Raw genomic sequence first — 23,537 nt, 5'->3', positions numbered from 1 at the left:
TTTCATTGTTACGTACGTTAATGATCTTCCGATCAATGTCCCCTCATCTATTGAAGCAGTTCCGATATGCGTAAACGAGTTCCAATCGTCATCGGGGGCGGAATCGCGTTGTTGATCGCGAGTCAGTATTTGAATTTTGGACTTGGGTTCCGCGACGGCACCGGCAGCGACCCCGACGGCCAAGTTTCGATCGCACCGAGTGTTTCGCGGCCCGCTGAAGCGGAACCAACCGATGCGCCGGAGGAAGACGCCCTCGACGATGCGACCATCACGGACGAAGAGGCAGCGATGCGGGCAGCGGCGTCGGAATTAGACGTCACTCCCGTGGTCCCCGTCCTGCCAGCGGTCGTCGACATACTCATCGACGGCAATCAATATCTCGTGCTCAAAGCTGCCGGCGAAACCGAACGTGAGCCGATGAGTATTGAACAAATCATCGCCTTTGCAGGCACCATCGAGGGGGAACCCAACGGGATCCTCGTGCGAGTATCCCGAACGCCCGACGCGATCGCTGCTGCCGAAGCCGCGGTAATGCGGCGGTTGTCTGAAGCCGGATTGACCGACGACCAAATCGACTCCCGCCGCCAGCTCGTCGACCTGGAATAACGCCCGCCGGCCGATGTCCAGACGAACACTGCGGCTCAGGCGAAACGCCTGGGCTCGCCCTATTCCGGCATGCCGGGCAGTCGACAGACGGTTTCGATCTGGCGATTGAGTTTTCATATCGATGGCATGTGTTTAAACACCCGCGGCGTTGATTCGATTACATTGGTGACGCGATGTTCTCGCTCGATCGAGATCACTCGCAGGCCTACCTCTCACCTCACACGTTTAGTTCCAACAACATGAAAATCACTAACTTGAAATCTCACCGGTTTGCATCGTTTGGACAGGTCCTCGCGGTTCTCTCGTTATGCGTTGTGGCGTTTTCGTCAGCGACCGCCGACGATCGCCTCGTCATCGAGCCTGCCGAAGGAACCGCCAACGGCAAGCACATCGTTTTGATTTCCGGCGACGAAGAATACCGCTCGGAAGAATCGTGTCCGATGTTCGCCAAGATTTTGAGCCAGCGTTACGGATTCAAGTGCACGGTTTTGTTCGCCATTGACAGCGAAACGGGCGTGATCAACCCCTACGATCAAGGCAATATCCCCGGGATGGAAACGCTCGCCGACGCGGATCTTTGCGTCCTGACGACACGTTTTCGAAAGTTGCCCGACGATCAAATGGCACCGTTTCTCGATTACTTGAAAGCGGGCAAACCACTCGTCGCTTATCGCACCGCGACTCACGCGTTCAAGGGTGGCAACTATGGCGGTATTGAGTGGAAGAATTTCGGCATCAACGTGCTCGGTGAAAACTGGCACAGCCACCATGGCAAACATAAAGTGGAAGGGGCTCGCGGATTGATCGTTCGCGAAAATGCCGATCACCCGATCCTCAACGGCGTCAAAGACGTCTACACGCCGAGTGACGTGTACGGGGTGGTTCATCTCGATGAAGAGGAAGCGACTGTGTTGCTGCGTGGTCAAGTGCTCCAACTCCTCGACCCCGCCTCACCACCGGTCACCGACGGTCGCAACAGCCCCATGATGCCGTACGCGTGGGTGAAGCCGTATTCAGTTCCGTCAGGCGAAACCGGTCAAGCGTTTACAACGACCGCGGGTGGAGCGGTTGACTTCCGCAACGAAGATCTGCGTCGCATGATCGTTAACGCTTGTTTGTACTTGTCCGGTGAAGAGGTCCCTGAGAAAGCCGATGTCAGCTTCGTGGATCCGTACCAACCATCATTCTTCGGATTCCTCAACAGCGAGTACTTCCAAAAGCGAGGCCTCAAACCGGAGGACTTCCGCCTCGGGCACTCCGCCACCACGTCCGATCCGCCCGCGACGTATGTCCCCGAGTCGGCCGAGTAGTACTCGCGTCTTCCGCTCGTAGCCCGCACCGAAGCTTCCGCCGGACTTGACCTGGCGGAACTGGTGTCGCTAGAGCGTTTCTGTAAATGACGTAGGTTTTTAAAGGTAGCTACGTTCGCCAGAACGTGGTCCACCGTCGGGCGACGGTGGCTACGACAAAAATGGAAATGCTCTAAAGCCGCAATCCTGCTAATTTACGGGGGTGGCAGCATCCGGGGCCGGTTCGGCGGAGATCTCCAACCACACCGGTTCCTTTGCTGGCATCGGAACGGTAATACGTACGTTCTGGATCGCGGGCCCGCCGGGAATCAGCAGTTGTGCGGTTGGAAAAACAGCCGCACCTCGAACCTCAACCGATATCTCCGACTCATCGTCGGAGTCGAGCATTGGCAGCCACCAAACTTGGCGATTTGGTAAGCCTGTGTATTTCCATTTTTGATCCAGTCCCGCTGGGTAGGTAAGCGCGGTCGCATTACTCACGTCGGTAAGAAGGTTGAGCTGAGCCATCTCGAAACCGTCCTCTTGCAATTTGGCAAGCGGCAATTTGGAAGTCGCGATTCTGCGCCAGGCGAAGGGAGCGATGTCATAGGCCGTCAGATCGGGCGGTTCGCTGAAATCAATGTTTGGGTACAGCGATGCGAGCGGTCGACGAGATCGTTCATCCGCTTCGTCGTCAATCATCTCAATCTCACGCCACAGGTATCGGGCATCGAATTGTGTCACGAATTGGCATGCTTTCATGGGCACGCTGTCAGGTGCGGCACGTGGAAGGAAGCCGACGCGATCGGGGTGGGCAGCATCGAAGAGAATCTCAACGATGGGTTTAGCTCCTGATTCAAACGGTTTGTAATGTGCGAAGACTCGCATCGTCTGACCATCTTCGTCAACGGATGCTTCGGTAATCGATTCGCGTGCGTAACTATCGTCGTATTCCTTTGGCGGATCGATCGAGTCTCGCAGCGAAAGAGGAGCACCAATCGATGGATTGGTTTTCGCTTCAGGAGCCTCGGGAGCTGATTGGTCGCTGACGACCGGACGGACAGAAACGCCGAGTGGGCAGTACGGATAGAAGTGGCGCTTGTCGCCCAGCGTTGAGTCCAACGACGGCAAAATGCCAATGACTCCGACTAAGCCTGCGTGGTTTGATCGGAACACCTTGATGCCCTGTCGGTGGCCGACGCCCTCGTGCCCGTGCTTGTCCTGCGAGTAATAGAAGATGGGAGCTGGGCTGGGCACAACCGAGGCGGGTGAAATCCACAAATAGTTGCCCTTACTATCGTACTCGCCAGGAAGTTCCATCGACTCGTATTGAATGAGCGGATGGCTCTGTGAGAAACGTTGCACCTTGAGATTGGGCGGCTGGTCCAGTTCATAGGAGGTGGACTGGTTCGATGCGCTGCCCGTGCTCGAACTGCCGCTAGTCGTGATCCACGATTTGGGATGATGTTTTTGCAACACAGCTTCGGCATCGAGGTAGACCACCGAATGGTATCCGTCCGCATCGCTGGTGTGTTTAAAGTGGATCGAATGTTCCCCAGTCGGCAACGCGACGGCTTGATAGTCCGACGGTGAGGAGACTGAATTAATGAACTCGGTCGCCAGTCGCAGTTCGAGGTCAGCACCCTCGGGCAAGTGGTATTTCCAACTGTCAATGTTGCTCCAGATGTCCGGCAACGCCCGAACTGTGAGCTTTTGTTCGTCGGTGACAATGAGCTCTGATGTCGAGAATCGCATGGTTTCGATTTCCGACTGAAGTTTCGGAATCAAACGCCGCGCAAGGACAACCGGCAACCACGCGGCCACGACGGTCGTCAACAGAAGCAACTCCAGCAATCCGAAACGCATCCGTTTACGTCGATTGCGTGAAGTGGCCGCGTGTTTGGTTGATGTAGCGGAAGGGGATGTTGATGTGTCGGAGGTTGGGGCATCTTTCATGGCATTGCCTCTTTCATGGACGTCGCATTGCCCTTGGCCCAAGCCTCGAAGGCGTCTTTGTGATTACTGTTAAAGACGTAAACACTGATGCCGCGATAAAGGCCATCCTCGGTCCCGCCGCGGCGTTTTTTCGCAAGCTGTTTTTCACGCACTCGGATCAGACAGATCGCTTCATCGGTTTCGAACGTTCGGGTTTTGTCGCCCGGTGAGACGAGGGGCTCGAAGACGAGATTATCGAGGTCTTCGAAATTGAAATCTTTGGGCAGGCTGGACGTGCTCGAACCGCCTCCGACGCTACGACAAAAGATCCATTTACCGTCGGTCTTCAGCAGAGCCATCGTTGCCAACACGACTTCGGCAGCCGGCTTAGGGCTAGACCAGCTGCTTCCTGATCCGCCGCGTCCCTGAGGCGAATCCGCTTTCACAAGTCCTCGCTGTGTCTTGTAGCATGTCCCGTAATTGGCGGGAAAGTGAATGCGGTATCGCCACACATACGCCTGCTCAACGCCGGGCGGTATGTCGTCCTTGTCGAAAGGGACAAACGACACGGCAACTTTGCTCGGATCTTCGACGTCAAGAAAGCCGGCTTGCTCGCGAAGTTTCGAATGCGTCTTGCGCAGCCCCGACAGTTTCCAGTTGGATTGAATCGAGAACACCGCCCCCACGACCACCAAAGTCACCAGCAAAATGCGTGTGAGGGAAATCGAACGTAAATTTTCAAAAGACAAACGCAACTCCAAGGAAATGCCGCCGGTAATCGATCCGCCGACCGATCTACCTGGTGGTTTTATAGCGGAGCGGCGCGAACCGCCCGGTGAATCTCGAGAATCTAACTCACTGCAACCGGGCGTCCTACGCCGCACCGCTAACAAAGTAGATGCCATGTGGCGTAAGTCTTCCGGTTGCAACCCATTTTCAATGTTGATCGAGAACTAGTAGACACCGGTTCTTAACCGCCTCCCAGCCGCCTTGAATCCAAACGCGTGGCCCGATTTCACCGTTCTTTAACCCACATCGAAATCTGCGACTCGAACTAATCGTTGGCGGCGCGGGTTCCCAACGCTCCCCAAGCTCCGAAGGCGCTCGGGCTGCCCGGGGCAAGATCGCCTTGCATACCCAGCCGGATGGTTCCACCCCAAAGATTGCCGCAGTCGATCGAATCGAAAATGAATTTGGTTGAACCGTCTGCTAGCAACACGTGTGCGCCCCCTGGGTGATTGCTGCTCGGTGGCACCACCGCGGGACCGCTAATGTCCATGCCTGCAACCTGGACACTGCTATTGGGAGGCAGAATCGAGTTAAAACCGGTGCACACGGCTCGCGCATCCGACCAACGCATTCCCCGGTACTCATCCGGACGCATCGGCAATTTGGGAGCGGACCGATCATTGGGACCGATCCAGAATCGTGGCCTCATCGGGTTGATCGACTGATCACTGCAGCGAGGCGTGTCAAAAATTCCACCTCGAACCGGAATCGCCGGTGTCTGTTCGCCATATCCCAGCGCCGGGCTGGTTCGAGTATCTCGCGCACCTTGACTGGTTACCAATTCACTGACCAGCATCGTGTTCGACAGCCCGTCGGTGATATCAGACAACGTCATGTCTTCGCGAAACACGAAGGCTCCCCGTGCCGCAGCGTCGACTCGTCGACGCGCCAGCGGATCGAGCTTCCAGCTGTTGGAGGGTTCGTGAAATCGGATCGCTGAATCCATTTGGAAATCGAGTGCATCGCCCAAGCAGGCTGCATAGTTGGTGCGTCCCGTAATTGGGCCGTTTCGGGGGTCGGACGGGCAGCGAAAAGCGGCGATGTCGGTGACCCAAGGCGGATAGGCTCGTTGGCTCGTCGCGGGGCCCATCGCGTTCCAAACCGCACCCGGGGCGAGATCCCCTCTCACCGTTTTGGAGGATGGCGTGCGAATCGTATCCCAGATCGCCTGCTGCTCCAGGTGCGGAAGAATTCCTACCAGGAAGCTGAGAAACTTTCCGTTGTTTCCTCCTCCTGTTCCACCCGTGCCGCCTGGGCCCGCATCACCTTCGTCTGCCGTCGCCGACGCTTCATCGTGGGTTCCGGTGCCATGGATGGGAAGCTGTTGGTGGACATCATGGTAGTGGGAAATGGCGATCCCAATGTTCCGGATGTTGTTTCGGCAGCTATCGACACGAGTCGCCTCACGTCTTCGTTGCAAGTCGACGAGTAGGAATGCGAGACCGATGCCGAGGAATACCAAGATGGCAACCACATCGACCGGGTTGGATCCGCAACGTCGCTGTTGGGTAAAACACTTCAAAAAGTTTGAACGTCTCGTTCTCATCGGGGAAAATCCTGTTGAATGCTGACCGAGATGGTTTCGATCTGATGTGACGGCTTGAAAAACCCGGCCAAGAAATCTGTTTCTGGCAAACGGATCTCATAAGAAGGCAACCCGTTCAATCCTTGCTCGATTTTGAGGGTTGGCTTCAGGTTCGTGCCTCGCTGATTTGGAAACGCTTCCAAGAGATCGGCAGTGACGTCTGACAGCCAACGCCCGCGTTTGGCAGACTCGATACGTAACACCTCAACGCACCGCAGCCCACAAAGTCGTCGCCGGAAATCGTTTTGCGCTCGATCGAGGACGCTCTTATCCAGAGATGTGTCGACGTATTCGGCAAGGGCCGGGATGTTCATCGTCATTTGCATCCGCAACTGTTGGCCCGGTTTCAATGTCTGGACTTCCTCGAGTCCGCCATGTTCATAATTTATCGATATGCTTAACGCTTTCACTCGCGGCCTTGTCTGGACCATCGTCTGAAGTTGCCGCCCCAAACGTTCGGCTTCCTCATTCGAGTTGGGCGTCAAGTCCGCGCGTTTGAACGTTTGCAAAGTCGCAGCGACATCTTCACGCCACTCGCTCGGCGTTCGCGGGCGATCGATCAATACGGGCATCGATTCGCATACCTCCTTCCAGATCGAATGATCCAGTGCTTGCGGCGCCATCTGACTTGCGTCAAGCCGAGACAGCATGGCCCGCATATCAGGCGAGCCGAGTGATTGCAGATCGGCGATGGCATTCGTCATCACTGACTGCAGGACGATCCCCATGACAACGTTCAGCGTGCCGGTTGTACGCATCAGGTTATGAGCAAACGCGTATCCGCCGGCGAGCGTTTGAGATGCCGACTTAACTCGTCCTTCGGAAAACTCTCGGATCGCGTATAAGTTGGTCAGGTAAGCCAATGCCTGAATCTGATAGCGAACGCTAACAATTTCAAAAGGGACGATTTCGTTGGCTGCGTTTGACCAGCGAATTGCTTTGAGCTTGTCGATGATCGGCTGATGGGTCTGACAGAGTCTATCGATGCGGGCTTTCAGATTCGTCATCTCCCAATCACGAACCATGAGGGCCCGGTCCGCGTGAGCGATCTTGAGTTCCTTCATCGTACGGTCGTCGAGTGCGGACAACATCTCCACCAACTCGACCATCGCCTCTCGTTGATCCGTAATCGAAGGGCGATTATCCGGATACCAATGCTGGGCTGGAAATTCCCCCGGCGTGACTCGATTCAGATGCAAGGTCAGCAGCTCGTCTGCCGAACAGGGCTTGTCGACAATCAACGGGACGCAGACGCAGAACAACGCTGCGAGTCGCCGAAGAAGCTGGCGCGGAATCATCAGCACTCTCAATCCATAAAGAAGCAAAGCATGGAATCTGACTTTATACCACTCGCCGCGTCGTTGCGTGCGGTGAGCCGACGCGGGCGCAATGGCACGCAAACCGTCCGGTATCGCGAGACCGGCCGGCTTGCAGGCTGTTGATTTAGTGAGCCGTCGGCGCTAGCCGCGGGCCTTCCGGCTACGATGCGCGCATTGGACGTCCGCAGCTATCGCTGTCGGCTCACTCATGTTTGCGAAATGACTAACTCAACAGACAGCTTGCTTTGTTCCGCTAAGAAGAGCACTAAATCACTCGACGTCTCAAGTGACGACATGCGATCGCCACGGAGGTAAGTCCGTGGTTTAGGAAAAACAAACGCAACGCGATGACAATCGAACTTTAAAGCCGACAGATCAGAAGTTCGCGTTCGAACACGGTTTCGGGTGGAAGACGATCGTGGAGGTTGATGAACAGCTCCTCATGTGCGAGCACTTCGGCACGCCACGCCTCACGGTCGACGGCTTGCATCTCTTCAAAATTTTCCCGCGGGAAGTCGAGACCGTTCCATTCGATGTCTTCGTAAAGCGGCACCCATCCGATCGGTGTTTCTTTGCCGAGCGATCGCCCGCGGGTCCGGTCAATGATCCACTTCAAGACACGAAGATTCTCGCCAAATCCCGGCCACAAGAATTCACCATCGTCACCTTTTCGGAACCAATTGACATGGAAAATTCGCGGCGTCTCCGTGAGCGATCGTTGCATTTGGATCCAGTGTCGGAAGTAGTCGCCCATGTGATAACCACAGAACGGTAGCATCGCCATCGGATCGCGGCGTACTTCCCCCACCGTCCCCGCCGCTGCCGCCGTCCTTTCGGAGCCAACGGTGGAGCCGATGTAAACGCCCGCACTCCAGTTGAATGCTTGGTAAATCAACGGCATCGTCGCCGCTCGCCGGCCGCCGAAAATGATGGCGCTAATGGGAACGCCGTCGGGGGCTTCCCAGTCCGGATCAATGGTCGGGCACTGTGAAGCGGGGGCGGTAAAACGGGAGTTCGGATGTGCCGCTTTCGCGCCGGTCTCTTTGGCTATTTCGGGCGTCCAGTGTTGTCCCTGCCAATCGACGCATTCGGCCGGTGGAGCGTCGGTCATCCCTTCCCACCAAACGCCGCCTTCGGGTGTGAGTGCGACATTCGTAAAGATGGTGTTTCGGGAAAGTGTCGCCATGGCATTCGGATTCGTTTTTGCTGACGTCCCTGGCGCGACACCAAAGAAACCCGCCTCGGGATTGATCGCTCGCAGTCGCCCCTCGGCATCGGGTTTGATCCAAGCGATGTCGTCGCCGACCGTCCAAACTTTCCAGTCCTCAAAGCCCTTTGGCGGGATCAGCATTGCGAAGTTTGTTTTTCCGCAAGCCGAAGGGAATGCGGCGGTGACGTAGGTCTTTTCGCCTTGCGGGTCTTCCACGCCAAGGATCAACATGTGTTCGGCCATCCAACCTTCGTCCCGCGCGATGTTGGATGCGATCCGCAACGCGAAACACTTTTTTCCCAATAACGCGTTGCCACCATAGCCGGATCCGTATGACCAGATCTGACGGGTTTCAGGGAAATGGACGATGTACTTTTCCTTATTGCAGGGCCAAGCAACGTCCTGCTGTCCGGGTTCCAGCGGAGCGCCCACCGAATGCAGGCAGGGCACGACCCGTTTTTCGTCCTTTTCGATCTCTTCGAGGACCGGCATCCCGATCCGAGCCATGATTCGCATGTTGACGACGACATAGGGCGAGTCCGTCAATTGCATACCCAGCTGGGACATCGGCGAACCGATCGGTCCCATACTAAATGGCAATACATACATCGTCCGACCGCGCATTGATCCGCTAAAGAGCCCCTTGAGCTTTCGCCGCATCTTGTAGGGGTCTTCCCAATTGTTCGTCGGTCCGGCGGCATCCTTGGAAAGCGAACAGATAAACGTGCGGTCTTCGACGCGAGCGACATCGCTGGGATCGGAGCGTGAAAGAAAACAACCGGGCCACAAGTCTTGGTTCAATTTGATGAACGTGCCGCTTTGGACCATCTGATTGCACAGCGTGTCGTATTCCTGTTGGGACCCATCGACCCAGTGGATCGCATCTGGCTCGGTGAGTTCGACCATCTTCTCAATCCATCGCAACAGGTGCGTGTTTTGGCTGAGCGGGGTGGCCGGATCACGGCCACCCCATTGCGCATTGGAGTCATCGACTGACTGGGCATCCTGTTCGTGTGTCGTCGCCATCTATTCATCCCTTTCCTGAACTTGAACCGTTCCAAAAATGTAGCGTCCTAATCCTGCATCGATCGCCGGGGGTGTTCCACACTCGACGTAAACCCATGCTCCCACCGAATTGTAACACTTCGCGATTCGGTCTTTGGGCTTGGCGTGCAAACAAATCATCGCGACAACGTTTGTCGGCGAATGCCGATGGCCCAATCAGCCGCCCGGTCCCGATTTGGGACCAAACGCTGGGAACCGTATGCGTCGAAAACCGCTGGCGCGGTTTGGTGGTCGCTGAGGACGAAGTCAGCCGGCCTCCGCGACTTCGATCGTCAGAAGGCGTGTTGCCCAGCCGGCGAGTCAATCAAACGCCTTCGCATGATTGAGAATGGATGTTTTATGGTCGAGGCCACGTGATTTTCGAGTGCATTTCGGATACGGCATACGCCGAAGCGACGCACATCGACCAATCAACTCGATCCGCAGAGGTTCGACCGCAGTTCATCGAGCGAACGCTTCGAAGGACTCGACGGCATCGGATTGCCGATGATCGACGATCGATGGCTCCGCTGGTCGACAGGTGATAGACTGGGATGCCGGGGGAATTGGAGTCGAGTTCTGCAAGGGTGCATTTAATCGTCTATCTGTCAGCCGCATGAAAGAATCCGCCCGGTATCTGCTGCCCATCCTGTTCTTTGTTGCCTTGGTGTTGTCCGTAGGCACCGGGGGCTTTCTCTTGCTTGAGGAAGGGATCAGCGTTCATGATGCGTTCTACATGGCGGTGACCGCGATCACCCCGACTCAGTTCCATGAAGTTCACAAGCTGTCGATCCATGGAAGATATTTCACCGTCGTGCTCGTGTTTTGTGGATTTGGAGCCGTGGTGGCCTTCGCGACCCAGTTCGCCCGCTTGATTGTTCAAAGCGAACTGGAAGGCGTCGGGATTTTTACTCAAAAACAAATGCGAAGGAGAATCCGGATGATGAAGAATCATTACATCGTTTGCGGGTTCGGCGAAATTGGCGGTGCCATCTGCGGAGAACTCGTTCAGCAACAATTGCCATTTGTGGTCATCACCGCCGACAAAGACTCGACCGAAGTGGTCGAACGCGAGGGGTACGCGATCGTGAAAGGCAATCCGACCGCAGACACGTCGCTTAAAGAAGCAGGGATTGAACATGCCAGTGGTGTCATCGCGGTGCTCGCCGACGATGCGGATAATCTTTTCATTTCGCTCGCAGCCCGTGAACTGAATCCCAAAATCCTGATCATCGCGAGGGGAGAAGACTCAAGCGTCGAAGATCGTATTTTGCGTGCTGGTGCCGATATCGTTGTTTCACCAATGAAATTGGGAGGGCAGCAAATCGCGAACTTGATTCGTCAGCAGGACGGATCCTCATCGCCCGGCGAATCGTCCCTGTCCAGTGTCGGAGGCTTTGAGCTGGCGAGCTTCAAGAACGAAACCCGGACGCCAATTTCCGTCGCTCAGGTTCTGAAAGAGTGCGGTGCCATTGGACTCTGTGGAATTGAACACGTTGATGGTGCCTTCGAATCAGACTCATCCGTCCAAACGCGACTCGGGCCGGGTGAGACGCTGGTGATGTACAAACGCGTTCGATCAACCGAAGACTTTGTCAACGCGGTTTCCCAGCCGCGGACCGTTCTGTTGGCGGATGACCATCGCGCCTTGCGACTTCTGTTTTCTCGTAAACTGATCGCCGCCGGCTACGATGTCATTCAAGCAGAAAACGGCCTGAAGGCGTTGGAGTTGGCGAAGTTGCAGCAGCCCGAACTGATCGTGCTCGATGTCAATATGCCTCAATTGAGTGGCTACCAGGTTGCCGCCGCGCTCCGAAAGGACGCTCGATTCGACGAAGTTCCGATCATTTTATATTCTGCCGATGAGGCGAATGAGTTCTTGCACCGCGGCAAAGAGGCTGGCGCGGACATGTGCATCCGCAAAACAAGTAAAAGTTCAGAACTGTTGGCCTGTATTGAAGAGGCGTTTGCCAAGAAACGTGAGTCCCACGCCAGCCGAAAGCAACCGTCAGCGAATCAAGTGGCTTCCGAGGTCAAGTGTGAAGACCAATCGGATACTCCGAGCGAGTTCAGTTTTGAGGGACTCAAAAAACTCACCGGTGACGATCCGAAGTTAATGGATGAGCTGATCAAAGCCATGCTGGACGAGACTCCTCGTCTGTTGCAGGAGCTGGAGTACGCACTTGATCAAAACGATGTTGAACAAATTCGGAGTTCGACACACACGCTGAAAGGATCGTTGGATGTGTTCGGGGCGTCGGGTCTCCATCAACTCGCCACGGAATTGGAGTCAATTGCAGCGGGCGATGAGCTGGACGCAGTGCATCCGGTCTATCGAGAATTCAAACGACGCTGTGAAGCATTGATCGATCAACTCTCGGCGATCCTCCAACGTCAGTAAGAGTGCGAACAGAAGATGGCTGACCGTCCACGTGATCGGACTGTAGTCCGGTCGAATCACGTTTGTGGCCGGTTCTGTTTGCTTGATGGTTGCCTGGCACGTTGCGTCCATTTGCGGAGCAAATGGGCGACTGTCGCCAAATCGCTCCGCGATTTGCCACGCTGTTGCAAACAAGCCTAGCGCGGCAATTGACTATCAACACTGACGAGGTTCGTTCAAACCCAGGGCGACCGATTTCAAATTCGCAACTCCGACTGGTCACGACGATTCGCCGCGACCAATTTTGACTCGATCGTCATTGCCACCGGATGGCGAAGTGTTGGCAAGGTGATCTGACTGTAGGCAAGTCGAATCACGTTTGTGGCTGGCTCTGTTTGGTTGGTGGTTGCTTGGCACGTTGCGTCCAATTGCGGAGCAAATGGGCGACTGTCGCCAAATCGCTCCGCGATTTGCCGCGCTGCTGCAAGCCAGCCTAGCGCGGCAATTGACTATCAACACACGTGGCGATTTGCTCAACAGGCGAGGCGAACGCCTCGGCTAGCTCGCACGCTGTCGTGCGAGTACGCGTTGTCGACGAGCAGTTCCGAGAATCAGCGGCTCGCTATTCCGAATCCTCAGCTTCCGATATGTCGGTCGCTTCTGAGTCCATCGCACCCATTCTCTCCGCCTTTTCTTCCGGAGTCAGTCTTCTGCGCTCCGACGTATCGATCACGCGATTCTCGGAACTGCCTGAGCATCCGATCGTAAAAGGAGCGAAAAGGAACACGCAAATCAAAAAACGGAGCAACATCAATTCTCTCTTCAACAAGATAACAGAAAAGTTTTAATTACGAACGATAAGCATCGATCTTCGTTTGCCACGAAAAACGAAAAACGAAGGCTTGAAAACTCCGCACCGTAGTTCGGTGCGGCGCATCGTGGCGATAACGAGGCGATTAGAATTCCTCGTCGATGACCTCTTTAGCGGCACGTGTTCCCAGTGCCCCCCAGAGTCCATATGGGCTTGCAGAGCCAGGAGCACGAGCCCCCGTCCGACCGAATTCCACCGGACCGACACTGTCATCGCCTGCTTCGATCGAATCAGTGATGAACCTGACTGCCCCGTCCGCCATCAAGACATGGGCGCCACCTTGGTGTCGACTGCTAACGGTCCAGGTACCGCCTCCGGCGGTATTGTGGCCAGTGGCACAAACTTCACGATTGGGCGGAAGGATTGTGTTGCACATCGTCCAGCCCATCGTAACTCCCGCCCAGCAGGCTCCACGCCTCGTTTCGACGAAGTTGTTCTTGTGAGGTGACGTCCGCCAAAACTGTGGACGCGAAGCCTCGACTTGCCCACTGCAGTTGGATGGATTATTAGAGACACCCCCACCGCGACGTGGCGAGGTTGTGATGTGTTCGTCACCCAAGTCTGAATTGTTTTCGCCCATGCAGATGGTGTTCGACAAGCCGTCAAGAATGTCGCGAAATGCCGTTTGGGTGTAGAGACCGAAACAGCCCCGAGCAGCCGCTTTGTACTCGGAGTCTGCTCGAACATTGCGGGCCCATGTCGTATAGGGGCCGAGATGCATATGAGCGATCGCATCCCCGTAACAAACGCCATAGTTGCTCCGTCCACCTAGCGGCAACCCGTAGCCGGGGTCACTGGGGCATCGAAACGTGGTCACATCGGTGAAGCAGGGTGTCCAGTCAGTCGAGTAATTGTTGGTTTGGGCAACGACGTTCCAGGGGATCGCACCAAACGCAGGGTATGTCTCGGTAACTGAGCCGCTGGTGACGATTAGCGGATTGCTAATTTGCTCCCACAACGCTTGCTGTTCAACAAACGGCAACAACGCCACTTGAGCGCTGAGTCGCTCGTGTTGGAAGTCACGCTCCTTAGGCCAGTTTTGCCCAATGGCGCGGACAGCAATGGGGCCCGTGCCATGCTTAGGCATTTTTTTGTAAGCGGAATGGTAGTTGTGGATGGCGAGACCAATTTGCTTGAAATTGTTGCTGCAGCTCATTCGCCGAGCAGCTTCACGCGCGGCTTGGACTGCTGGTAGGAGCAGCCCCACCAAGACGCCAATGATTGCAATCACGACAAGCAATTCGACGAGGGTAAAACCCGTTTATGATCGGTAGGATGGATTGGACGAGACATTGAAGACCTCAAGAACGATAAGGAATGGAGTAGAATTCGAATCGGGGGCGTGTCCCCCATCTACTGCCTTAAGCGAATCTCGGGCCCGCAATCTATACACACGGAGCAAAATATTTCCCTTTTTTCTCTGGGCGTCGCTCGCCTTCGAACATCGCATCTGGAGAGGGGGTGGTGTCTCCGCGTGGCGGGTGGGCTGTTTTCCCGAAATCGTGCCTCGCTTTTTCCATTCGGACGAAGCCGAAACACGACAACAGAAAACGGAGGTGCGCGCGAACGAACCACCGAGGGGCGAAATCTATCGTCGCTTCGCAACTTGGAACTCGCGGGGGGCGACGTCAACCTCGGACTTGCGTCCGGAGCTCTCGCATGCCGTCGCTATCGCGACTAAGAATCGAAGCAAGACTACGGATCCCCAAACGACAATGACGGCAAGTTCGTATTGCCGATCACGAGCTCAATCGGGTTTAGGACCGAGCGGACTTGATCGACTCATCGCAAGTACGACGTGAGGCTTGCCATGAATGTCTCGAACACACGAAAGTTGCGACTGTTCCCTTTTGGGTGTGTTGACGTCGTTCTTCTTGTGCCGCGATGGGCGGGCCACGGAACACAAGTAGGACGTGAAAGTTGTGGATGCGATTGGTCGCGAGTGATTCGTGTTTTTCTCGTTAACGACTCGGCCATAAAAGGAGATGGCAAAACCGGTGAGAAAGCGAGACTGGGTAAAACGAAAAAAAGAGGGTGATGGCGACGCACCATCTCGAGGCTTTGCGCGTCAGTGAAGATTGCCGGTTGGGCGAAATTGACGGGCTAGTGTCGGAGCCGGAATCGATGTGATAAAACACTGAGGTGTTCAAACCCCCCGGAGATCTTCCTATGTCCGAGTCTGTGGTTGTTTCAACAAGTGTCCCCGAGAGCGTTGACGCTTTGGGCGATGTGATCGTACGCACGTTGGCGACGTTCGAGGAGCCGGCAACGATTGCCACGCTTCGCAAAAAGCTGCCCGGCCCCTACCAATGCGAAGAAGAGGAACTTCAAATCGCGTTGGACTCCCTAACGCAACGGGGGTTGGTTTATCGCTTTGCTCCCTATCGTGGCAAAGCCGATCGTTACTGGGATCGTTCTGCCAAGGAATATGCAGAGGTTTTGCTGACGACTCAAACGGTTGGGCGGTTTGCAACCAAGAATGAATTGGTCAAGCAGTTCAAGGCTCGGCTCAAAGATCTACGCGAAAAAGAAATCGGCGATCTTATTCAACAGTTCGTTCGCGCGGGAAAATTGCATTCGGGTCAATTCCTGGGAAGTCGCTCAACGCGATATTCCGCCAGTCCGTTCGATGCGCAAGCGGTTTTGGATAACGCGATTGAACAGATCGCTCGGCGTTTTTCGACCACACCTGACCAAGTACGGTTGTTGGTCGCTGAGGCTGCTGAGCCGCCTGTACAGCAGGACACCGTTCCGGCGCGTGAGTCTCTCATCTTGGACGCGATATCGGAATTGCGACCGGGCTGTGGTGTTAGCGAAGGCGGGGGCGGTGGAACGATCGTTCCGATCGCCGAGTTGCGTCGATTCTTGAACTTCAAGATCGATGGAGACTCGTTCGACGACACGCTGCGTGCGTTGGAACGCGACGGTCGGATCGACTTCACCGTCCATCCTGATCCGATGTCGCTCAGCGAGGACGACCGGCAAGATCGCTTGGCGGGCGAAGGTGGGAAAGTCTACGACATGTTGATTGTGCGGAGGTAACGGATTTCATGGCAAACGCAAACGCGGTAGTGGATTCTTCATTGCCGAACCCATTTCTCGGTGGCATCGTGCCGGACGCGTGGCGAGGTGCGACCGCTGACGTGCCGGAGATCCACGGCGACGTGTACTCGCAGTGTCTCGCCGCGGTCCAAACCGTTCGAACGCAGCAGCAGAGTTCTTCCGTCCTCATTCACGGTGAACAGGGCAGTGGTAAGACGCACTTATTGGCGCGTCTGCAGCGGCGGTTGACCGATACCGATACGTATCCGGACTTGGAAGACGAATGGCAGATTTTCGTCTACCTGCGGATGCGAACCTCGTCGGGACGGATCTGGCGAAAGATCCGTACTGAGCTCGTTACGGATTTGATGCGGCCGATGCCCGATGGTCTGACGCAGCTCGATCATGTGCTGGCCAAACGGCTGGCAACCAAGTGTGACGGACATGCGGACCTTGCTCTTTGGTGGGACCATCACCGCGAAGACCGCATGGAGGAGTTGATCGATGCGTGGCATGAAACGGCAATGCAGCTGAGCTTGCGAGATGATTTCACGCAAGTACTTGAGTGGTTTATTCGTGGCAAGCATCGCCGCCATGTCCGCGCTTACCTGGGTGGTGGATTGGTGAGCGAAGTGGGGTTTCGGCACCTCTTCGGAAACGTCGATGCCAGCCACTACGCTCCCGACAACGAGGACGACGCCTTTGCTGCGGTTATCGCCTTGTGTCACGTTGCCGGTCCACAGATTCCGATCGTCTTTTGCTTTGATCAGATCGAAGCGATTGAGGTGGAAGACGCGTCGCATAAGCCGGTTTGGTATCTCGCTCGCGCGGTTGCGGACTTGACCGATGAAGCGACAGTGGCGGCGATCTCATGCGTGCTGGCGAACTTCGCCGACAACGAGATTCGCGCCCAAGATCGAGCGAGACTTGTATCGGGTGGCCAAACCGCATTGCAACGGCTTGATCGGAATCAGATGCGACAAGTCATCCGCTCGCGTGTTACCGCGATGGCCGCCACCGCGGCCGCGGCGGGCGATAACGAGCATTGGCCGTTCGCGGATGACGAAGCCATGTTCGCGTCGCGATCAACTCCGCGCGAATTGCTGCACGCCGCCGCGACGCGATTTGACGAATTGCGAGGTGTCGCGGTGGCGTCGCCTGCAACCGATGAAACGCCTGCACTGGCCTCGTTGTTTGAACAGCGTGTGGAAGACGCGATTCGCTTGCAAAAACCCGAAGACACCGACGACCTCATCGCGTCGACGCTGCCTAACCTGTTGTCAATTCTTGAGCCGGGTTGGACGACCGAATATCCCGCTGGCCCGCATAACAGCAAGCGTGACATCGAACTGGTTTTGATCGGGCTGGACAAAGAGGCTCGCGTCGGCGTGGCACTTTGTAACCAGCCGAGCATGACGAGCTTGGCCGCCCAGCTCAAACGTCTGATCGAAAATCGCAATGCGTTCAATTTGCACAAGCTGGTGTTGATCCGTGATGGCCGATTGCCGATTTCGCCAGGGGCCGTCGCGACCCGGAAACGCTTGGATCAGTTGACGAAAGACGAATCCGTCTTGGTGCGTCCGACTCGCGAAGTCATGGCGGTGCTCGATGCGGTTCGTTCCCTGATCGCCGACGCGACTTGTGGCGATCTCACGCTCGATGGTCAAGCTGTCGCCGTTACGACGGTGCGTCAATGGCTGGCCGATCATCTTGATTCCGTGACTCGTGAATGGGTCGATCAGTTTTGTCGACCACCACGTCCCGGATGGATCGACGACGCACCGCCCGATGACACCGAAGTGGACGCGGTGCTCGAATATTTGGAGGCCAGTCCCGTCGCGTCGGTCGATACGGCTTCTCGAGCGACAGGCGTTGCGGAATCTCGAATCGTAGAACTTGCGGGCGTCGCCAGTGACCGACTTCAAATCGTCAGTGGCGATCCTTCGGTGATTTTTCGCGTTGTTAATTCCACGCCGTTGAGCGAGGAAGGCCAGTCGATGCAAAGGAGTGAAGCACGGTGAGCATGTCAAATTCCCATTGTGTTGAAATCAGTGTCAGCGACGTGCGGCAGCAGATCTATTTCGCGAGTTCCCAGAGCGGCCCCGGCAACCCTTCCCAATCCGAACTGGGCACCACGTTTCATCGCTTGATCGCTTCGTTGTTACATAGCAGCGAACAAGAGCTTTCGACAATCTTCAGCGGCTCGTCGATCGAAGATTGGGTCGCCGAAATGAAAGACTTGGCTTACCGAAAAGAGCTCGGTCCGTATTTGGTGGATCACGCCGCGGCGCTGCACGGTCGTGGCGCTGCGGTATTGGATCTGTGGACGGCCGTCGGTGAGGCGACACGTTGGCTGGCTGAACTGTTCTGGGACCACCGACAGCGACAGCTTCGCCAAAGCAGCCATTTCAACCCCCGAGAATTTGCCGGCTGGTTTCGCAACGAGGTGCCGCTGCGATTGGAACTGACCGATCCGAACTGGAGGTGCCCCGTTGTTTTGACCGGGATCGCGGATTCGCTGTTAACGCTCCCGCAGGGACGTCGCTGTGTGATTGAATACAAGTTGGGGAAAACCGCCCCCGAGGCGGATCTTTGCCAGACGGCGTTGTATCACTGGATGCTCGAGGGCGACGCCGTCGATTCGTTGGCCGTCGTTAGTTTCTTGCCCGAGAAATCAGAGCGGATGCTCGATGGATCGAACTTGAAAGAAACGCAATCACGACTCAAAACGCTGATCGGCAAGTTGGCGAACGTGACGAAATCGTCGTCATCCAGTCGACCGTCGCCTCCGCAGACAACTCCGACGCCAAGCTCACGGCCGCATCTCACACCGACGGCCACGACGCAGCAGTCATTGGTCGGTATTGAAAAGCTAGGGAAACAACTCAAAGCGGCGCTCGTCGAAGCGGGATGCGATTCAACGTTCGTCGGTGCCCCGATTCTGGGGCCTACGTTTGTCCGTTTTACGGTGAGTCCAGCACGTGGAATTGCCCCTAAGAAATTCTTAGGCTGTGGCGACCTGCTACAGGTGCGAATGCAGTTGAAGCGGCCGCCCGTGATCCAGATCGGCGCATCGATCACGATCGACTTGCAGCGTCCGGATCGTCAGATTGTCCCATGGAGTTCGATCGAGCTTCCTGTCTCCGATCCGCTGCACGGCTGCGCCAAGGTACTTGTGGGAGTCGGGATCGATGGGAAGCTGCAGACGGCCGATTTGGCGGATACGGCCAGCTATCACCTGCTCGTCGCTGGAACTTCCGGAAGCGGCAAGAGCGAGTGGTTACGCACGGCGGTGGCAGGGCTGATTGCGACGAACACGACGGAACAATTACAGATCGTTGCCATCGACCCGAAACGCGTTGCATTTCATGACTTACAAGGCTCGCCGTATTTGCGTCGCCCCGTCGTGTTCCCGGGTGACGAAGATGCCGACATGGTGGAAGTCTTTGATGAGTTAATCGATGAGATGGAACGTCGTTACGCGATGCTCGAAGGTTGTTCGTCATTGGCCGAGCTGATTGACCGACGCGGTGAACCGATCCCACGCATCGTATGCGTGTGTGACGAGTACGCCGATTTGATGTTGGGCTCGGCCAGCCAGCGGGCTGCGATTGAGATGCGTATCACGCGATTAGGAGCCAAGGCGCGAGCCAGCGGTATTCACTTGGTATTAGCAACTCAGCAGCCCAGCCGAAAAACGATCACCGGCGCAATCCAAACCAACTTGCCCGGTCGCGTCGGATTGACGATGACTTCGGCCACCGAGAGCCGGATGTTGTTCGGAGAACCGGGCGCAGAAAACCTTCTTATGAAAGGCGACCTGCTCTACAAAGACATCGGTGACCCCAAACGCTATCAAGCAGTCTATCTTTCCGACAACGAACGCCGAGCAATTTACTCGGGTTCACTCGTCGCCGAGGAAGTGTGAATGGAATTGCGATCGTCTTGGTGGAGTTGACCGATGGGTTGGTTGGCGCGATTGAAAGGAGCGGTTGTTGGCCGTGTTGCGGCCATTTGCGGAGCAAATGGGCGACTGTCGCCAAATCGCTCCGCGATTTGTCCCGCTGTTCAAGACCAGTCAAGCAAGACCATGATTCATCAACACTCGTGGAGGTTTGCTCAAGCGGCAAGGCGAACCATTTCAAATTCGCAAATCCGACCGGTCAAATGAATTCTCCGTGACCACGGTTTACTCGATCGTCATTGCCACAGGAGTACGAATCGCCAACAACGCGATCCATTTGTTGACCGGTGACTCAGCCATGGGAGACTAAAATAACTAACACGTTGGAATTACCGGCAACGGGTTTGCCATCTTCTACTTCTTCATCACCCAGACGGCGTGGTTCAAATTCAGTAGTATTGTGAATTGGTGCGTCATCGCGAATTGATCGAAGGCGTTGGCGAACGCCGTGTGGCTGTTATGTGTAAAATGCGGTCTTTTAAATGCGTTTGGCTTGAATTGAAAGGAATCCCGTGCCCCATTTCACCGATACCCAAGGCAAATGCCTTTCTTTCATACATGCTTACACCGACGGGTTTGGGCAGCCGCCTTCGATGCAGGAAATTGCGGATGCGATGAATGTCTCCACCCCTTCGGTCAATGGAATGCTCAAGACACTCGAGAAGAAGGGACTGATCAAGCGGCAACCAGGAGTCGCCCGTTCGATCGAAATTCTTAGCGCCCCGGAAACCCTGCCCCGATGGAAAAAGGTAATGAAAGCCACTATCCAGTTTTGGGCATCCCAACGATGCATCGGAGGAAATGCTCGATCAGATCGCCACTCAAATCGTGGCCAACCGCAAAGCCAACGTGGGTCGATCGGGTGGTTAACCCGTTATTCGTCTCGACCGGAAGTGCTGACGATTTTGCGAATGAACTTAAGCGTCAAGGGATGGGCTGGAGTTGCCATTTGTCCATGGTCGTAACCATCGAGTTCCAATAATTCGACGTCTTTGTTCCCGACGATCTTTAGCATTCGCCAAAAGTAGGCGTTCTCTTCATATCGTCCGAGCATCTCCAGTTCACGATCTCCGGTGATCAGCAGAATTGGCGGGGCGTCGGATCGAACATGAAACAGCGGTGCCATCTTGTCAATTATCGGCTGGGTTCCCCCGATGCCCTGTTCCTTGCGAACCGTGAAGTGCGTGATCGTATGGCCGCTATAGGGAATCAATCCGGCGAGATCATTCGGATCTAAACCGTGAGCCGCCAAATAGCTGCGGTCCAGTCCGACCATGCTGGTCAAATAACCACCAGCGGAATGCCCCGCGACGAAAATGCGATCGGGCGCCCCACCGCGTGATTCGATGTTCTTCATCGTCCAAGCGACTGCCGCAGCGGCGTCGTCGATAATAGCGGGTGAGCGAACTGATGGGCTGAGCCGATAGTTTGCTGCCACGACAGCAATGCCTTGGCCCTTTAGGCCGTCTGGTATCGACTTGTTCCCGCCGGTCAACCCACCGCCATGAAACCAAACCATGGTCGCAAAGCCTTTTCGATTGACGGGATAATAGGCATCCAGTCGGCATCTTTGTTGAATGTCCTCACCGAGATTCTCACCGGAACGATACAACACATTTTGTTCGGTTTTGTACTCAGTGGCTTGTTGGGCACTGTCCTGGGCAAGGGGCGATGAACTGTACAGAACTGCCGCGAGAAAAACCGGCAAGACTCGATTCAAAAAACAGTGCATTCGTTAACTCGGGAGGGCACGTAATCGCTTCAGGACGAAGCATTGGTGGGAACGGTATCAAGTTGAAGCAGAATAAGTGTTGGTCAGGCCTTTGTGAACTCAGAGGTTTTGTGAAATGCGCCTCCTGATCAGGATCGGGAATCGGGGTTCGACGATTCACCAACGCAAAGACTCGATTCTGGCTGCGACTTTTGTGAAGCCCGGGCGACGTCAGACCGCCAGCGTGATTGGCCGCTTTCCGTTTGCAGTTGGTTTGCAGTTAGCGTCTCAGAATGCTGTCGAACGCAATCTCAAACCGGAAGCCGAATAACGAACCTGCCGCCGGAGAACCCGTCCGGCGATTTCGCCGCACTTGTCTTATCTATTCCGACCACAGCAATATATTGCGTTTGAGATGCAGGCGTCGGTTTTGCGTGGACATCGCTAACAGTTTTAATTGAGATTCAATCATGTTCGTCACGCCATCGAAAGGTCGGGTGTCCCAAAGACAACTCCTGTCCCTGCAGTCGAGTCGTCAAGCAAAAACCAAACATGAGATGGAAGACGGTTGAATGGATGGAAGTGAACTAGGAGTCGTCCCGGGACTGGCGTCCGGGGCTTTGGCATGTCGTCGCGTCGCGACGATGAATCGAATTATTGCTAGCGCAGCCTTCGTTTTTATGACTTTGCAAAGTTCTAGCGGCCCAGTCGCATGCCCGAACGGCGAATCGGAATCGGGCCGATGGCTCCTGCCCACCTGCTCAGAGCCCGCGCTGGGGTGAGCCTCCAGGATCAACCGGTTCCGCGAATCTGATTTGCGGGTATGTTTGCTGGCGATGAATTTTAGATCGGATCCTAATGCGGAATAGCAGAGCTTGATGAACATGCAGCTGATCGTGACCCATCCGGGCAGCGCCCACAAAGACGACTTTCTTGCCTGCAGCCTGCTGGCGTTCCTGCACCAGGTTCCGATCCAGCGACGCGAGCCAACGGACGAGGACTTGGCTGATCCATCGATCTGCGTTGTTGATGTGGGTGGAGTTCACGATCCAAAACTCGGAAACTTTGATCATCATCAGTTCCCTCGCGATGCTCCGCCGCTGTGTGCGTTGTCGCTGGTGCTTCAGAGCATGGGGATTTACGAAGACGCACTCAGGTTCTACGCCTGGCTTCGCCCGGCAGAGTGGCTCGATACGATGGGCCCCAACAAAACCGCCGAATTGATGGAAATTCCACGTTCTGCTCTGGGAGCACTCCATTCACCGCTCGATACGACACTCCTCAACCGATTCGCCAAGCAGACCGAGCTGAAACCTGAGAATCCGATCTACCAAGTCATGTGTATGGTGGGTGAAGATATCGTCAGTTACCTAAGGTCGTTACGACAGCGGCTCGACTACTTAAAAACGCATGCTCGATACTGGTCGATCGAAACCGAAAGCGAGCCGATCCAAGTGTTGTTCTTGGAAAAGAGCGACACGCTTTTGGAAGATCCTTCGTTCGGGGTGTACGCCTTTATCGAGAGCGAAGGAAAACAGAATGAGCTCCACGCGATCGTCTGTCCTGATCGGCGGGGCGACGGATACGGGTTGTCGCGTTACAACGATCACCCGCGTATGGATTTCTCGAAAATTGAAAGCTGTGACGACGTTCGTTTTGCACACAAAAATGGCTTCGTCGCCAAGGTCACCGCCACGGAACCGAGTCGTCTCAAAGAGCTATTAAAAAACGCCGTGGTCAAAAACGATCGCTAAGCAGGTATGCAGGAATCATCTGGCGAAACTGCCGCGAA

General features: G+C 55.5%; 16 protein-coding genes and 1 pseudogene. 9 read left to right on the top strand and 8 right to left on the bottom strand.

Annotated features, from left to right (window positions below):
• Window positions 1-66 precede the first annotated feature (66 nt).
• Both NB063_RS00185 and NB063_RS00180 read left to right on the top strand, forming a co-directional pair.
• Complete coding sequence (locus NB063_RS00185) at window positions 67-606, top strand: hypothetical protein (RefSeq protein ID WP_250926706.1); 540 nt, start codon at window positions 67-69, stop codon at window positions 604-606.
• Window positions 607-845: 239 nt separating this feature from the next.
• Complete coding sequence (locus NB063_RS00180) at window positions 846-1,916, top strand: ThuA domain-containing protein (RefSeq protein WP_250926705.1); 1,071 nt, start codon at window positions 846-848, stop codon at window positions 1,914-1,916.
• Between the two features lie 189 nt (window positions 1,917-2,105).
• Here the strand turns inward: NB063_RS00180 and NB063_RS00175 are convergent, their stop codons facing one another.
• From NB063_RS00175 to NB063_RS00155, 5 genes are all read right to left on the bottom strand, one after another.
• Window positions 2,106-3,851, bottom strand: a complete 1,746-nt coding sequence (locus NB063_RS00175; RefSeq protein ID WP_250926704.1) for a hypothetical protein — start codon at window positions 3,849-3,851, stop codon at window positions 2,106-2,108.
• Window positions 3,848-4,531, bottom strand: a complete 684-nt coding sequence (locus NB063_RS00170; protein ID WP_250926703.1) for a hypothetical protein — start codon at window positions 4,529-4,531, stop codon at window positions 3,848-3,850. Before NB063_RS00170 ends, NB063_RS00175 begins: the two co-directional genes overlap by 4 nt.
• A 353-nt stretch (window positions 4,532-4,884) precedes the next feature.
• Window positions 4,885-6,165: a DUF1559 family PulG-like putative transporter gene (locus NB063_RS00165; RefSeq protein WP_250926702.1), complete on the bottom strand. Its 1,281-nt coding sequence runs from the start codon at window positions 6,163-6,165 to the stop codon at window positions 4,885-4,887.
• Window positions 6,162-7,502, bottom strand: coding sequence for a hypothetical protein (locus NB063_RS00160; RefSeq protein WP_250926701.1), 1,341 nt, complete (start codon window positions 7,500-7,502; stop codon window positions 6,162-6,164). The genes NB063_RS00165 and NB063_RS00160 overlap by 4 nt, the downstream gene beginning before the upstream one ends.
• A gap of 382 nt (window positions 7,503-7,884) precedes the next feature.
• Window positions 7,885-9,759: a phosphoenolpyruvate carboxykinase (GTP) gene (locus NB063_RS00155; RefSeq protein ID WP_250926700.1), complete on the bottom strand. Its 1,875-nt coding sequence runs from the start codon at window positions 9,757-9,759 to the stop codon at window positions 7,885-7,887.
• A 95-nt stretch (window positions 9,760-9,854) separates the two neighbouring features.
• On the opposite strand from NB063_RS00155, the gene NB063_RS00150 reads away from it, so the two are divergent.
• Both NB063_RS00150 and NB063_RS00145 read left to right on the top strand, forming a co-directional pair.
• On the top strand, window positions 9,855-10,124 hold the full coding sequence (locus NB063_RS00150; protein WP_250926699.1) for a hypothetical protein: 270 nt from the start codon (window positions 9,855-9,857) through the stop codon (window positions 10,122-10,124).
• A 269-nt stretch (window positions 10,125-10,393) separates the two neighbouring features.
• Window positions 10,394-12,178 carry an NAD-binding protein gene (locus NB063_RS00145; RefSeq protein WP_250926698.1) on the top strand — a complete coding sequence of 595 codons (1,785 nt, stop codon included), beginning with the start codon at window positions 10,394-10,396 and terminating at the stop codon, window positions 12,176-12,178.
• Between the two features lie 601 nt (window positions 12,179-12,779).
• On the opposite strand, the gene NB063_RS00140 is transcribed toward NB063_RS00145, so the two are convergent.
• Window positions 12,780-12,968, bottom strand: a complete 189-nt coding sequence (locus tag NB063_RS00140; protein WP_250926697.1) for a hypothetical protein — start codon at window positions 12,966-12,968, stop codon at window positions 12,780-12,782.
• Window positions 12,969-13,113: 145 nt separating this feature from the next.
• A pseudogene (locus NB063_RS00135) lies at window positions 13,114-14,286 on the bottom strand (DUF1559 family PulG-like putative transporter); the annotation flags it as partial.
• A gap of 911 nt (window positions 14,287-15,197) precedes the next feature.
• Between NB063_RS00135 and NB063_RS00130 the strand changes: the two are divergent.
• The 4 genes from NB063_RS00130 to NB063_RS00115 all read left to right on the top strand — a co-directional run bounded on the left by NB063_RS00130 (window position 15,198) and on the right by NB063_RS00115 (window position 20,999).
• The gene (locus NB063_RS00130; RefSeq protein WP_250926695.1) at window positions 15,198-16,070 is read left to right on the top strand and encodes a hypothetical protein; all 873 of its coding nucleotides are present in this window, start codon (window positions 15,198-15,200) and stop codon (window positions 16,068-16,070) included.
• Between the two features lie 8 nt (window positions 16,071-16,078).
• Window positions 16,079-18,091, top strand: coding sequence for an AAA family ATPase (locus tag NB063_RS00125; RefSeq protein WP_250926694.1), 2,013 nt, complete (start codon window positions 16,079-16,081; stop codon window positions 18,089-18,091).
• Window positions 18,092-18,093: 2 nt separating this feature from the next.
• The gene (locus NB063_RS00120; protein WP_250926693.1) at window positions 18,094-19,998 is read left to right on the top strand and encodes an FtsK/SpoIIIE domain-containing protein; all 1,905 of its coding nucleotides are present in this window, start codon (window positions 18,094-18,096) and stop codon (window positions 19,996-19,998) included.
• A 548-nt stretch (window positions 19,999-20,546) separates the two neighbouring features.
• Window positions 20,547-20,999: a LexA family protein gene (locus tag NB063_RS00115; RefSeq protein ID WP_250926692.1), complete on the top strand. Its 453-nt coding sequence runs from the start codon at window positions 20,547-20,549 to the stop codon at window positions 20,997-20,999.
• Here NB063_RS00115 and NB063_RS00110 read toward each other — a convergent pair.
• Window positions 20,909-21,766 carry an alpha/beta hydrolase gene (locus tag NB063_RS00110; RefSeq protein ID WP_250926691.1) on the bottom strand — a complete coding sequence of 286 codons (858 nt, stop codon included), beginning with the start codon at window positions 21,764-21,766 and terminating at the stop codon, window positions 20,909-20,911. The genes NB063_RS00115 and NB063_RS00110 overlap by 91 nt on opposite strands.
• 857 nt (window positions 21,767-22,623) lie before the next feature.
• Here NB063_RS00110 and NB063_RS00105 point away from each other — a divergent pair.
• The gene (locus tag NB063_RS00105) at window positions 22,624-23,499 is read left to right on the top strand and encodes an MYG1 family protein (RefSeq protein WP_250926690.1); all 876 of its coding nucleotides are present in this window, start codon (window positions 22,624-22,626) and stop codon (window positions 23,497-23,499) included.
• The last annotated feature ends 38 nt before the right edge of the window (window positions 23,500-23,537 follow it).

Origin of the sequence: Aporhodopirellula aestuarii (genome assembly GCF_023701485.1) — a bacterium.
In the GTDB taxonomy this organism is placed as follows: Bacteria; Planctomycetota; Planctomycetia; order Pirellulales; family Pirellulaceae; genus Rhodopirellula; species Rhodopirellula aestuarii.
Note: the sequence above shows the minus strand (reverse complement) of the source record. Positions and strands in the feature narration are given on the sequence as shown.